A 13,666-nucleotide genomic window follows, 5' to 3' on the forward strand; every position below is an offset into this window, starting at 1 on the left:
CCGACGGGCAGGCGTTCACCGGTCCCACCGCCGGCATCCTCCTCGGGCTGCCCCTGCCGATGCGGCTCGAACGGGATCCGCACCTCCACGTCGTCGCGCTCGACGGCACGCGCGCTCCGCGCCGCCGCGGCGTGGTGGCGAGTCGCAGCACGGCGCAACCGAAGCTCGTCCGTGTCGCGGGAGTCAGGGGCATCCGAGTGACCGCCCCCGCCGACACCTGGTGCTCGCTCGCGGTGCATCTCGGACTCGACGACCTCATCGCCGCGGGGGAGCGGCTGCTCGGCCTCCCTTCGCCGCTGAGTGACGAACGCACGATCGATCAGGCGATCGAACGTCACGGGTCGAGGAGGGGCGCGAGGCTGCTCGCGGAAGCGCGGCTCGCGATGCGGGCGAACGTGTACTCGCGCCGCGAGACCGTTCACGCGCCTCGCACTCACGCGCGCGGGGATTCCCGAGCCCGAGCCGAACGGTCGTATCGTCCTGCGCTCGGGCCGCCGCACGCGCGGCGACCTGGTCTTCCGCGAGTTCAAGGTCCTCGTCGAGTACGACGGCGACCAGCATCGGTTCGACGCCGATCAGTGGGCGACGGATGTCGCGCGGCTGAACGATCTCGTCGACGACGGCTGGTGGGTCATCCGGATCACCAAGAGCACATCGCGCGCCGATCTCATCGCTCGGACCGCTCGTGCCCTCGCCGAGCGAGGGTGGACCGGCGCTCTTCCGGAGTCGAGGTGACACGAGTGGTCGTTCTTGCCCGCCCTGATCCGACCAGAGGTGTCACCTCGAGCGTGATGGGCACGTGAGGTGGGAGGAGGGCAAGTGAGAGGAGGGCAGGTGAGAGGAGGGCAGATGGGAGGAAGGGGGGTGGGCTGCTGGGGGTGAGTGCTGAGGGTGGCTGTTCTTCCGCCGTGCAGAAATACCGCGGAAGTTCACCCCCCGGATCGTCGGTTCGGGTGCTCCAGGCGGGCGCAGCATGGGTTCAGGACGAACGGATGACCCGCCGACGAGGCATCCGGAGCATGGACCCCGCGGCCGCAACCGCAGCACCGAAGGAGCACGACGATGAGCACCCCCAACCGCCCCGGCGACCAGACCCAGACCGCAGCCGAGCTGCAGCTCGAGTGGGACGCCGACCCCCGCTGGGAGGGCGTGAAGCGCGACTACACCGCTGAAGACGTCATCGCGCTCCGCGGCCCCGTCCGCGAGGAGCGCACCCTCGCCAAGCGCGGCGCGGAGAAGCTCTGGGAGAACATCCAGAAGAACACGGGCAACGCCTTCGAGCGCATGGAGGACCCCGAGTGGTCGGCCGCGCTCGGCGCCCTCACCGGCAACCAGGCCGTGCAGCAGGTGCGCGCCGGCCTCAAGGCGATCTACCTCTCTGGCTGGCAGGTCGCGGCCGACGCGAACCTCAGCGGCCAGACCTACCCCGACCAGTCGCTCTACCCCGCGAACTCGGTTCCGGCGGTCGTGCGCCGCATCAACAACGCGCTGCTGCGCACCGGCCAGATCGAGCAGGGCAACGAGGCGCAGACGGGCATCAGCGACTGGATGGCCCCCATCGTCGCCGACGCCGAGGCCGGCTTCGGCGGCCCGCTCAACGCCTACGAGCTCATGCACCAGATGATCGAGGCCGGCGCGGCGGGCGTGCACTGGGAGGACCAGCTCGCGAGCGAGAAGAAGTGCGGCCACATGGGCGGCAAGGTGCTGATCCCGACCGGCCAGCACATCCGCACCATCAACGCGGCCCGTCTCGCGGCCGACGTCGCCGGCGTCCCGTCGATCATCATCGCCCGCACCGACGCGCTCGCCGCGACCCTCCTCACGAGCGACCACGACGAGCGCGACAAGCCGTTCGTCACGGGCGAGCGCACCGCCGAGGGCTTCTACAACGTGCAGAACGGCATCGAGCCGGTCATCGCCCGCGGCCTCGCCTACGCCGAGTACGCCGACCTGCTGTGGGTCGAGTCGGCTGAGCCCGACCTCGACCTCGCCCGCCGCTTCGCCGAGGCGGTGCACGCGAAGTTCCCGGGCAAGCGCCTCTCGTACAACTGCTCGCCGAGCTTCAACTGGAAGAGCCACCTCGACGACGACCAGATCGCGAAGTTCCAGCGCGAGCTCGCGTCGATGGGCTACGCGTTCCAGTTCATCACCCTCGCGGGCTTCCACTCCCTGAACCACGGCATGTTCACGCTCGCCAAGGACTACAACGAGCGTCACATGTCGGCCTACGTCGAACTCCAGGAGGCCGAATTCGCCTCGGAGGCATCCGGGTACACCGCCACGCGCCACCAGCGCGAGGTCGGCACCGGCTACTTCGATCAGATCGCCACCGCGCTGAACCCCAACAGCGCAACCCTCGCCCTCGTCGGATCGACCGAGGAAGAACAGTTCAACCACTGATGCACCCGTCGGTCGAGTAGCGCGCAGCGCGTATCGAGACCACGCAACGGGTCTCGATACGGCCCTGGCGGGCCTACTCGACCGCCGAGCACAAGGAGACGACACCATGAACACCCTGATCATCGAACGAACGGATGCTCCGCCCGCACGCGCTGCCGGGGCATCCACCCCTCGCCCCGCGACCGGGAGCTTCCAGACCGTCGACCCGCGGATCGAGATCACGGCGCCGCTCGGCGCCCGCTACGACGAGATCCTCACGCCCGAGGCGCTCGCCTTCCTCGCCGAACTGCACGACCGCTTCGCCGGCACCCGCCACGAGCTGCTCGCCGAGCGCCTGCAGACCCGCGTCGACGCCGCGAACGGCCGCGACCCGAAGTTCCTGCCCGAGACGTCGTGGATCCGTGAGGACGCGTCGTGGCGAGTCGCGGGCTCCGCCCCCGGCCTCGAGGACCGCCGCGTCGAGATCACCGGCCCGACCGACCGCAAGATGGCCATCAACGCGCTCAACTCGGGTGCGAAGGTGTGGCTCGCCGACCAGGAGGACGCCACGAGCCCCACCTGGGCGAACGTCATCGAGGGGCAGCTGTCGCTGTTCGACTTCCTCCGCGGCGACCTCGAGTACACGAGCCCCGAGGGCAAGGAGTACCGGGTCACCGCAGCCGAGACCCCGACGATCGTGATGCGCCCTCGCGGCTGGCACCTCGTCGAGAAGCACCTGAAGTTCCACGACCGCGCCGGCCGTGCGATGCACGCCTCGGGCTCGCTCGTCGACTTCGGGCTCTACTTCTTCCACAACGCGCACGCGCTCATCGCCGACGGCCGCGGCCCGTACTTCTACCTGCCGAAGCTCGAGTCGCACCGCGAGGCGAAGCTCTGGAACGACATCTTCGTCTACGCGCAGGACGCCCTCGGCATCCCGCAGGGCACCGTCCGCGCGACCGTGCTCATCGAGACGATCCCGGCCGCGTTCCAGATGGACGAGATCCTCTACGAGCTGCGCGACCACTGCGCCGGCCTCAACGCCGGTCGCTGGGACTACATCTTCTCGATCGTGAAGACGTTCCGCTCGCGCGGCCGCCGCTGGGTGATGCCCGACCGCAAGTCGATCACCATGACGGTGCCGTTCATGCGGGCGTACACCGAGCTGCTCGTGCAGACCTGCCACAAGCGCGGGGCGCACGCGATCGGCGGCATGAGCGCGTTCATCCCGAACCGCCGCGACCCCGAGGTGACCGAGCGCGCGCTCGCCGCGGTCTCGGCCGACAAGCGCCGCGAGGCGGGCGACGGCTTCGACGGCACGTGGGTCGCCCACCCCGACCTCATCCCGACGGCGCGGGCCGAGTTCGACGCGGTGCTCGGCGACCGGCCGAACCAGGTCGACCGCCTCCGCGACGACGTGCAGGTGACGGCCGCGCAGCTGCTCGACATCCCGTCGATCGGCGGCGAGGTCACCGAGGCCGGCGTGCACGACAACGTGTCGATCGCGATCCGCTACATCGAGTCGTGGCTGCGGGGCACCGGTGCCGCTGCCATCGACAACCTGATGGAGGATGCCGCCACCGCCGAGATCTCGCGCTCGCAGATCTGGCAGTGGCTCAACGAGAACACGATCACGGCCGAGGGCACCCGCATCGACCAGACGTCGATCGTGCGCATCATGGCCGCGGCCGTCGCCGAACTGCCCCGCTTCGAGGGCGACCGCTTCGACGACGCGATCTCGGTCTTCCGCACGGTGGCGCTCGAACCCGAGTTCCCGACGTTCCTCACGGTGGGGGCGTACGCGCGGTACCTCTGAGCCTCGACCCGAGGCGCAGACGATGATGAGGCCTTCCCGACCGCATCCGGCGAACCCGGAGGTGCAGCGGTCGGGGAGGCCCGCTCGTGCGTGCGGGCCGCGCCCGTGCCCGTGCCCGTGTCCGGCTGCGTGCACATCACCGTTTCAGGAACAGGGATGCCCGTCAGGACGATACTCGGGAATGCGTCCTGGCGGGCTTCCGTCTTCCTGAGACGAATGGGCGCTCCGGCTGGGGACGACGACCGCCTCCAGCGCCCTCCATGTGGAAGGATTCCGGGGTGACCCTTCCCCGCTCGACCGCCGGCGTCGAACTCGTCGCCGAACCGAACGCGCTCGCAGGCCTCGGCGCGACGCTGCTGCTCATCCTGCCGTTCGTGCTGCTCGTCTGGGCCGGGATCTACCTCTGGACGGGCTTCGCCGGCGCCCGGCTCTTCGCGCGCACCGGCGGCGAACCGTGGAAGGCGTGGGTTCCCTTCGTGAGCGAGGCCGAGGTCTTCGCGCGCGGCGGCAAGCCGGCGTACTCGCTCGTCTACTGCTTCATTCCCGTGGTCGCGATCTACGGACTCGTCGTGCGCATCGCCGCAGTGCACCGCATCAACCGCCGCTTCGGCCTCGGCGCCGGCGCGACGGCCCTCGGCATCGTGCTGCCGCCGATCTGGATGTCGGTGCTCGCGTGGGGCCCCGAGCCCCTCCCCGAGGCGGTCGCGAACGACGCTGACGACGAGGACGCCGACGATCCGGCGACGATGTTCGCACCGCGGGATGCCTCGGGCTACGCGATCCCCGTCGCCGCCATCGAGATCCAACCGATCCAGACGGCCGCGGCCGTCGAGGCGGTGCAGCCGGCCGTGCCCGCGCCGCCTGCGCAGCTCGCACCGGTCATCGCCCCCGCTCCGGGGATCCTGCCGACGCCGCCGTCCGCGCCGCCCTCACCGGCGGGTGCGGTCGCTGCCGAGGCGCCCGCGGCACCTGCGGCGCCCGTGGCACCTCCGGCACCTGCGGCACCTGCGGCACCCGTGGCACCCGTCGTGCCGGCCGCCCCGAGCCGAGCGAGGTACGCGCGCTGGCGCATCGAGACGAGTGACGGCCAGGCCTTCGAACTCACGGCGCCGAGCATCGTGCTCGGTCGCGGCCCCGTGGCATCCGTGCCCGAGGAGCAGCGCATCGCGATCGCGGACGCGACGCGAACGCTCTCGAAGACCCATGCGCGTCTGGAGTACCGCGACGGCGTCTGGCAGCTCACCGACCTCGACTCGACGAACGGCGTGCACACCGTGGACTCGAGCGGCACGCGCCTCAGCCTCGCTCCCGGCGAGACCCGACCGGCGGGCGAACGGTTCATGCTCGGCGACGTCGAGATCGCGCTCGGGTACGACCTCGTCGACGCCTGACGAGTCAGTCGGCTCGACCGGGCGCCTCGGGGGCGAAGCGGCGTTGACGGGCTAACGGGCGCGTCGGGTGCGAAGGGCGCGCCGGCTCAACGGTGCGCGTCGACGTCGCGGGTCAGGAGACCGCCGCGCACATCGGCGAGGGTCGGCGCGTCGGACTCCGAGCGCCTCCGCCGGAGCACGAGCAGGGCGCCGAGCGCGCCGAGGGCACCGACCGCGAGCACGCCCGTGACGAGCAGTGCCGTGCGGGTCGCCTCGAAGGGGGAGCGGCCGTGATCGGGCTCGACCTCGCCGCCCGCAGGGCGCACGGCGCTCGAGCCCGTGTCGAAGAACGGACTCTGAGGGCCGCGCGTGTCGGACGCCGGGAGCAGCGAGATCGCGTCGTAGGGCTGCACGACCCCCCAGCCGAGGGCATCGGTGCGGTGGTCGGGGTCGCTGCGCGTCGCGCTCGCGGTGAGGCGGTACTGCCAGCCGTCGGGCCCGTCGCCCGGGTTGGCCTGGGCCACGAGGGCGGCAGCGGCGCTCGCGTAGGCGGTCGCGAAACTCGACGAGGGGGTGTCGGCCGCGTAGAGGCAGTCGCCGGCGCCCCGCGCCGCGGTGAGCACGTTCTGGCCGGGGGCGGCGAGCTCGACGTGCGGGCCGTGCACCGAGGCATCCGTCGGCTGACCGTTCGCATCGCTCGTGGCGACCGCGAGCGCCTCGGGATAGGCCGCCGGGTAGCGCGGGCCGTCGGCCGCCGAGGCTGAGGTGGTGCGGTTGCCCGCGCTCGCGACGACGAGGCTGCCGCGATCGTGGGCGTAGACGACCGCCTCGTGCAGCGCACCCGAGTCGGGCACGTCGCTGAGCGAGACGTTGATGATCTGCGCGCCTCGATCGGCCGCGGTCCGGATGCCGGCGGCCAGGCGCTCGACGGACGGCCCGAAGCCCGCTTCGATCGACTGCTCGTCGGTGCCGCGGAAGACGCGTATCGAGAGGATGCGGGCACCTGGCGCGAGGCCCTGAACACCTGATCCGGGTACCGCGGCCGCGGCGATGATGCCGGCGATCGCGGTGCCGTGACCGTCGAGGTCGCTGAGCCCGTCGGCGCGCTCGCCGTCGCCGACGAGGTCGACCCCGCCCGCGACGACCGGGGCGAGATGCGCATTGCCCGCGTCGACGCCCGAGTCGACGACGGCGACGAGGATGCCCTCGCCGGTCGCCCGCTGCCACGCGAGGTCGGGTTGGAGCATGCTGAACGCGGGCGGCGCCTGCGGGGTGTACTCGATCGTGCCGGGTTCGCAGGCACCCGCCGCGAACGCGAACGTCGCGGGAGCCAACGGTGTCGCCTCGGCCGAAGCGAGCACGAGACCGCCTGCGAGGCCCGCGGTGAGTGCGAACGCCGCCGCAGCCCGCCGGCTCATTCCGCGGCCGCCGACGCCGGTTCGGTCGTGGAGGCTGCGGCGTCGGAGGTCAGCGCGGGGCCGGTCGGGAAGTAGGCGATCCAGGCATTCGTGACCGGTGAGACGTCGTCGGCTCGGTAGCCGAGACGCTGGAGCGTCTCTGGGTCGTCGCCGGGAACCGGGAATGCCGTGCCCGTCGCGTCGATGACGAAGCGGGTCGCGGAACGCTGCTCGCCCGAACCGCCGGCCGTGACCACGGCACCCGCGCCGAGTTGCATCGCCACCTGCCCGGCCGCGGAGGTCGAGGGCAGCTCGCGCACGGCTCGGCCGAGCTGCGTCACCGATTGCGCGTCGCTCGACTCGAGCACCGCGCACGGCACCTCGGTCTCGGAGAAGTCGCCGAGTACCTCGCTCGGCCAGTCGGCGCCGCCGGCGGGCTCGTCGGCCGTTCTGAGCGCGGCGGTGACCGCGGGGCTGACGTCCCGCGCCTCGCCGAGCTCGGCACCGGTGCCGAGCAGGTAGAGCTGGTAGGCGAAGGGGCTGAGCGGCGCGAGCTCGCCCGCGGCCGTCACCAGGTAGCGGTCGGCTTCGGGGCTGCCGGTCGCGTGCACGGCCTCGCCGACGCTCAGCTCGGTTCCGCTGACGGGGTCACCGGCGCCCTCGACCACGAGCGGAGCGATGGGCGTGCCTTCGGTGAACAGATCGAGCCACCGCCCCTCGACCTCGCGCTCGGCTGCCGAGCCCAGACCGGCCGCACGCAGCACCGCGCTCACCTGCGAATCGTCGACCGCGTAGCGGCGGTCACCCGCGACGACGAAGGAGTCGTCAGCGCGTGCGACGGCGAGACCGAGGGAGGGGGCCGCCTCGGCCACCGGGTTCGACGACACCGCGACGACCGCCGACGGGCCGTCGGGAAGGCACGCGGCCCAACCCTCGCGGACGAGTCGGTCTCGGGCGGGCAGATCGTCGGGTGCGCCGACGATGCCGATCGAGCGGCCGATCTCGATGCCGTCGAGCGACGCCTGATCGGTGCTCACGACCGCGAAGTCGCCCGCCGGGATGAGGAGACGGGCGCTCGCGGTGTTGACCACCGGATAGAGCACGCCGTCGATCGAGACGTAGCGGGCACCGGTGTCGCTCGCGACGATGAGACGGTTGTTCTGCCAGTCGTTCGGGAGACCCGGACGGATGAGGCCGAAGAAGAGGCCGCCGAGCACGAGCATCACACTGAGCACGACGCCCGTGATCACCGCCATGAGCGGCTTCGCGGGTTCGAGCTCCTTGCCGCCGGGCGCGCCGCCGGTGAACGCGGTGAGCAGCCTGCGGCGGCTGAAGGTCTGGGCCTCGAGGAGGTCTTTCTTCGTCGCCATCGGCTACGCGAGCCCAGCGGTCAGCACACCGAGCGGGAGCAGCAGGGCGAGGGCGACGAGCTCGAGGGTGTCGGCTGCGCGGCCGAGTCGCAGCCGCGCACGAGGGCTGAGCAGCGTCAGCCCGACGAGCAGCGCGGTCGCGGCGAGCAGCACCACGAGCAGCGCGATGCGGAGATCGGGCTGCGCGAACACGATCGTGAGGCCGGTGACGGCGAGCCCCACGGCGCCGAACGCCATGAGCGCGAGCACGCCGCCGCGTGCGTACATCTGCCGCGACTGGAACATGAGACCGATGAAGGCGAGGGTGCAGAGCAGCGCGCCCCAGACCCCCTCGGCGGCGACGAGTGGCGTCGCGGTGAGCATCGCGAGCGCCAGTGCGATGCGCAGCGACGTGAGGGTGCGTGCGCCGGCGACCGCCTTGCGGGTGAGCTCGGCCGCGTCGATCGGCTGCGGTGCGTCGAAGATCTCGGCATCGCTCTGCGCCGAGATCACACGGATCCGGGTCGAGCTCATCGCGAGCCACGGCAGGCCGTTCGACAGCGTGCCGGCGATCGCGACCATCACCGCCCAGGGGCCGACCGGGTCGCCGCCGAGGAGTGCGGCCGTGAGGCCGGTGAGACCGAAGGCCGCACCGAGCATGATCGGGGCGAACTGGATCTCGGGGCGGTCGGGGGCGAGTGCGAGGGCGGCGCCGCCGATGACGGCGAGCCCGAGCCCGGCGGCCGCGAGCGGCCACCCCCAGGGCGTGGTCGCCGGAACGGCGATGAGCCCGGCGAGCCCGCCGAAGGCCGCCGCCGCGAGCGAGAGCGCGTGGCTCCCCTCGGACTGACCGAGTCGACCGAGCACGCCGCCGGTCGCGAGGAGGACCACCGCCCCCGAGCCAGCGATGATCGCGCCGACGACGGGGTCGATGCCGGACGTGAGCAGGAGGAGTGCGCAGAGCGCCAGGAAGGCGAGGCTGATCGCGAGGGCCGTGCGCGAGCTGTCACGGGGCGTCCATGCGCCGTGCTGCGTCGCCGTCGCGTCGATGACGGCTTCGACCACGTCGTCGTACACCTTCGGCTCTGCGACGAGCCCCCCGCGAACGAGCGTCAGGAGTTCGCCGTCGCGGAGCCCTTGCACGCGCGCACCGCGCGCCGAGTCGAGCACTGCGCCGTCGGGTCGTCGCAACTGGTAGCCCGCGTGGGCGAGGGTCGGGTCGAGCACGCCGAGGCTCCGTGCGAAGCCCGGGATCAGCTCGACGAGCGGCACCTGGCCCGGAACGCCGACGTCGAGTCGGCGGTCTTCGCTCACGATCGACAGTCGCAGCACCCCGGCGACGGCAGCGGCGTTCTGTGCCATGAACCCTTCCCCTGATCAGCGAATGCGCCGCTCACGCGGCCGCCGCGCTTACTCTACGTGATGGGTGTGTCCCGCTTCGCGGTCGCGTCCGTTATCCACATGGGGACTTCTCCCCATCGGCTCGTGACCCCTCGTCGGGTTACACTCTCCCCGTCCGTGTCGTGTAGGGGTGAAAGGAGCGCGAGATGGCAGATGTGATCTCCGCAGAAGAAGGGGCACTGCGTCGCGGTGCCCAGGCTGTGAACGAGGCCAAGGGCGCGATCGACCAGAAGGTCAAGACCGTCCGCGGCGAGATCGAGCAGGTCAGCGCCTACTGGACCGGCGCCGCAGCCGGGTCGTACACGCAGCTGCTCAACCGGTGGAACGAAGAGACCACCAAGCTCAACCAGGTGCTCGTGACGCTCGAAGACGCGCTCTCCGGCACCGAGCGCGACCAGGCCGCCACCGAAGAGCAGCACTCGCAGACCATCTCGGGCCTCGGCTCGATGATGTCGGGCGCCTGAGCGTTCGAGAGAGACGGAGAGAAACGATGAGCATGCAGTCGATGTCGGTCAAGCCCGAGATGGTGAACGCCCTCGCAGCGCAGATCCGCAACGGTGCCAACGGAATCCGGTCGGACCTCGATCGCCTTGAGTCGGAGGTCGGAAAGCTCCGCGCCTCGTGGGGCGGTGAGGCGCAGGCCTCGTACGACCAGGCGCAGGCCAAGTGGACCAAGTCGCTCGCCGAGCTGCAGTCGCTGCTCGCGCAGATCGCGAACAAGACCGAGCAGATGTCGGGCGAGTACGTCTCGGGCGACAACGCGTCGGCGAAGCGCTTCTCGATCTGATTCGAGGCGCTTCCTGCGGTGGGGTGCACGGCGATTCGCCGGGGCACCCCGCTGCCGCGCGGCCGAGGCCGCGCATGGTTGCTTGAAATGTTGAGTGTGAGGGGAGTCGACGATGGCCGCTGGTGAGATCTCGGTGCAGCCCGAGCAGGTGTTCGCCGAACTGTTCGCGGTGCTCTCGCGCCTGGAGGCCCTGCCCGAATCGGGCGAGGTCGGGCGCACGTTGGGCGCGAGTGCGAGCGACAGTGATGCCGCATTCGAGTTCAGGAAGTCGCTCAACGGCCTCGGGATCCAACTCTCGAGGACGGTGCGGTTGACCGCACAGAGCATGTTCGACCTGGCCGACGACATCCGCGCCGCGGTGAAGTACCAGGTCGAGCTCGACGCCTCGTTCGCCGATGAGGCGAAGGCGATCACCGGGATGCTCGACACCCTCGACGACTACTTCCCCGGGATGGTCAAGACGCCGACGAGCGCGGATGGCACGCCTGGTCGGCCCGCAGGAACAGGCGGACGCACCACGATGGAGATCGCGTGACGGCAGCGATGGTCCGCCGCTCGGTCTGGTCTGCGGCGGCAATCTGCGCACTCGCCTTCGGCGGAGCCTCGGCGGCGAGTGCCGACGAGGTCGTTCCGGGCGATTGGTACGTCGAAACCTGGGGAGTGCAGGAGTCGCTCGACGCGGGCAACGACGGTGCCGGTGTCCAAGTCGCGGTGATCGACACGCAGTTCAATCCGGAGGTGCCGACGCTGCAGGGCGTCGACCTCACCATTGCGCCGCCGATCTGCTACGACCAATCCGGTGCGCTGGTCCCGGCAGCTACCGATTCGCTGGAAGCGGCGCACGGCACCAACTCGGTGTCGTTGATCGCCGGGACCGGCGCCGGCTACCCGGGGCAGACCGGGGTACGAGGCGCGGCACCGCGGGCGAAGGTCACGGGGTACGCCGCTGCCTACTCGGCCCCTGGATTCAGTACGGGCTTGATCCAATGCATCGATGTCGACGGCGAACCGACGTCCGGTATCGACGAGCGCTTCGAGGACGCGCTCGATGACGGTGCTGACATCATCACGATTCAGCTCACCGTAGGGTTGCTCGACAGCGAACTCGTCGCGCGCGCGATGCGCGAAGGCGTGATCGTGCTCGCAGGCCTCGACAACGAACCCGTGGACGAGATGGGCACGCTCGGGCTCGCCATGCAGAACGGCGTGGTCGGAGTGCAGGCGATCGATGCGTACGGCGACCCGCAGAACGGCGCGGGATCGACCGACATCGCCGTCGACGTCGCGGCGCCCGGCGTCGGGATGACCGCACAGGCCGGGCCGGGCGCGACATCGTGGGAGCAACAGACGATCCAGTCGGGTACCTCGGATGCGACGCCGTTCACCGCCGGGGTGCTGGCGGCGGTGTGGTCGAAGTACCCTGACGCGACGGGCAACCAGATTCTCCAGTCGATGGTGCGCAACACCGGTCTGGAGGACCACGAGCTCACGCGTGACGACAGTCTCGGGTACGGCATTCTCTCGTTGCGGCACATGCTGAGCGAGGACCCGACGCAGTACGACGACGTGAACCCGTTGATCGTGGATGACCGCGAGTTCACCGATCAGGCGGAGTTCGAATTTCCTCGCTACGAGGAGATCTTCCCCGATTCGGTGACGCCCGCTCCGAGCGATGAGCCAGGCCAGAACGGGTCGCTCCTCTCGGCCGTCATGCCGCTCCTGCTCATCGGCGGCGGGATCGGACTCATCGTGCTCATCGGCGTCGTCGTACTCATCGTCGTGCTCGTCAGACGCAAGAAGCACTGAATCGAAGGAACGGGATCATGGGAACGCATGAAGACGAGCTGAACCGCATCGCCGCTGCCGGGGCGTGGGAGGTGCCGCATCTGTCCAGCTTGAAGTCCACGCTCGGCACGTTCCGAGTTTCGCTGGAGGCGCTCGCGACGAGCGACTCGTGGGAGGGCGCCGCCGCCAGCGGCGCCGCCGGTTCGTTGATGAAGATCGTGACCCAGATGGAGAACATCGAGGATGCGCTCGATACCGTCGCGAAGCACATCGATTCGGCGAATACGGCTCGCAACACCGCCATCGGGGCAGCCGCCGAACTCCCCTCCGCCGACATCGACCCGTTCTGGGAGAACGTCGCGAAGGCCGGCACGATGGTCGTGCACCCCGTGCTCGGGCCGCTCGCCGCCGACAGCGCGATCGACGTGATCGAGGGGTGGCTCGGCGGTCAGCGCGAGGACGCGGCGAAGGCGGCCCTCGACACGATGCGCACCGATACCGGCGAGATCGCCAATTCGATCGCGACGCAGTCCGCGGTCATCCGCCAGAACACCCCTGGCGAGTCGATATTCGACTTCGATTTGCCCGAGCCTGGGCCGGGTCCGACGCTCCCCGCCGTCGACCCCGGGTGGAACACCCCGTCCGCGCCGGGCGGCAGCGGCGGCGCTGCCCCGCGCTATACCGGTCCGTCCGTCGACGGGTCGCTCCTCGGCACCTCGCCCGGTGGGTCGTACCACGGCGGCCCCCTGACCGGCGGGCCCCTCACCGGTACGCCCGGTCTGTCGCCCGCGCCGGGTACGGGCCAACTGCCCGGCGGCCCCGGCACCCCGACGCTGCCCGGTGGCCCCGGTGGCCCGGGTGGCCCGGGTGGCACGCTTCCCCCCGGCACGCTCCCGGGCGGCGGCGGTCTCGCCGGCGGTCTCGGCGGCGGCGCGGCCGGTGCCGCGGCACTCGCAGCCGCGAAGGCGGCCGGAGCCGGCGCCGGCGGCATGCGCCTGGGCGGGGCCGGCGGTCTCGGCGGCGCAGGCGGCGTCGGCGGTGCGAGCGGTGTCGGTGGCGCCGGTGGCGCCGGTGGCGCAGGCGGCAGCGGCGCGGGAGCTCGCGGTGCGAGCGGCCTGCTCGGTCGCGCCGGTGGCCTCGAAGGCGGCTCGACGGCGAGCGGTGCCGGCGGGGCGAACGGCGCCGGCGGCAACGCGGCGGCGGGCGCGCGCGGTGGAACCGGCATGATGGGCGGCCAGGGCGGCGGTGCGGGCGGCAGTGAGCGCGAACGTCGCAGCGGCCTCGGCGGCCCGATCGCCCCGAAGCTCGACGACGACGAGATGGGCCCGCGTTCGCGCGGCGCCGGCGCGGGCGGCCGCGGAGAGTGACGCCTGCCGTGAACG

Annotated in this window: 11 protein-coding genes; 8 read left to right on the forward strand and 3 right to left on the reverse strand. The window is 71.3% G+C overall.

Annotation, left to right across the window (positions count from 1 at the left end):
• Positions 1-1,062 precede the first annotated feature (1,062 nt).
• The 3 genes from aceA (at position 1,063) to ACFVTX_RS06975 (ending at position 5,586) form a co-directional block, all read left to right on the forward strand.
• Positions 1,063-2,400: an isocitrate lyase gene (gene aceA, locus ACFVTX_RS06965; RefSeq protein ID WP_386898859.1), complete on the forward strand. Its 1,338-nt coding sequence runs from the start codon at positions 1,063-1,065 to the stop codon at positions 2,398-2,400.
• 106 nt (positions 2,401-2,506) lie between these two features.
• Positions 2,507-4,195, forward strand: coding sequence for a malate synthase A (gene aceB / locus ACFVTX_RS06970; RefSeq protein ID WP_386898860.1), 1,689 nt, complete (start codon positions 2,507-2,509; stop codon positions 4,193-4,195).
• A gap of 278 nt (positions 4,196-4,473) precedes the next feature.
• On the forward strand, positions 4,474-5,586 hold the full coding sequence (locus ACFVTX_RS06975) for a DUF5684 domain-containing protein (RefSeq protein WP_386898861.1): 1,113 nt from the start codon (positions 4,474-4,476) through the stop codon (positions 5,584-5,586).
• An 86-nt stretch (positions 5,587-5,672) separates the two neighbouring features.
• Here the strand turns inward: ACFVTX_RS06975 and ACFVTX_RS06980 are convergent, their stop codons facing one another.
• Genes ACFVTX_RS06980 through eccD form a run of 3 tightly spaced genes read right to left on the reverse strand, consistent with a single transcriptional unit; the run spans position 5,673 to position 9,673 of the window.
• Positions 5,673-6,983 (reverse strand): S8 family serine peptidase, encoded by a 1,311-nt coding sequence (locus ACFVTX_RS06980; protein ID WP_386898862.1) that lies wholly within the window; start codon positions 6,981-6,983, stop codon positions 5,673-5,675.
• Positions 6,980-8,332 (reverse strand): type VII secretion protein EccB, encoded by a 1,353-nt coding sequence (gene eccB, locus ACFVTX_RS06985; RefSeq protein ID WP_386898863.1) that lies wholly within the window; start codon positions 8,330-8,332, stop codon positions 6,980-6,982. The genes ACFVTX_RS06980 and eccB overlap by 4 nt, the downstream gene beginning before the upstream one ends.
• A 3-nt stretch (positions 8,333-8,335) precedes the next feature.
• Complete coding sequence (eccD, locus tag ACFVTX_RS06990) at positions 8,336-9,673, reverse strand: type VII secretion integral membrane protein EccD (protein WP_386898864.1); 1,338 nt, start codon at positions 9,671-9,673, stop codon at positions 8,336-8,338.
• Positions 9,674-9,858: 185 nt separating this feature from the next.
• Between eccD and ACFVTX_RS06995 the strand changes: the two genes are divergently transcribed.
• The 5 genes from ACFVTX_RS06995 (at position 9,859) to ACFVTX_RS07015 (ending at position 13,651) form a co-directional block, all read left to right on the forward strand.
• Positions 9,859-10,176, forward strand: coding sequence for a WXG100 family type VII secretion target (locus ACFVTX_RS06995; RefSeq protein WP_386898865.1), 318 nt, complete (start codon positions 9,859-9,861; stop codon positions 10,174-10,176).
• 26 nt (positions 10,177-10,202) lie between these two features.
• Entirely contained in the window at positions 10,203-10,499 is a 297-nt protein-coding gene (locus ACFVTX_RS07000; RefSeq protein WP_386898866.1) for a WXG100 family type VII secretion target, read from the forward strand.
• A gap of 112 nt (positions 10,500-10,611) precedes the next feature.
• Positions 10,612-11,034: a hypothetical protein gene (locus ACFVTX_RS07005; protein ID WP_386898867.1), complete on the forward strand. Its 423-nt coding sequence runs from the start codon at positions 10,612-10,614 to the stop codon at positions 11,032-11,034.
• Positions 11,031-12,305: a S8 family serine peptidase gene (locus ACFVTX_RS07010; RefSeq protein ID WP_386898868.1), complete on the forward strand. Its 1,275-nt coding sequence runs from the start codon at positions 11,031-11,033 to the stop codon at positions 12,303-12,305. The genes ACFVTX_RS07005 and ACFVTX_RS07010 overlap by 4 nt, the downstream gene beginning before the upstream one ends.
• 17 nt (positions 12,306-12,322) lie before the next feature.
• Entirely contained in the window at positions 12,323-13,651 is a 1,329-nt protein-coding gene (locus ACFVTX_RS07015; RefSeq protein ID WP_386898869.1) for a hypothetical protein, read from the forward strand.
• The last annotated feature ends 15 nt before the right edge of the window (positions 13,652-13,666 follow it).

Source organism: Agromyces sp. NPDC058136 (assembly GCF_042884375.1).
Taxonomy (GTDB): Bacteria; Actinomycetota; Actinomycetes; order Actinomycetales; family Microbacteriaceae; genus Agromyces.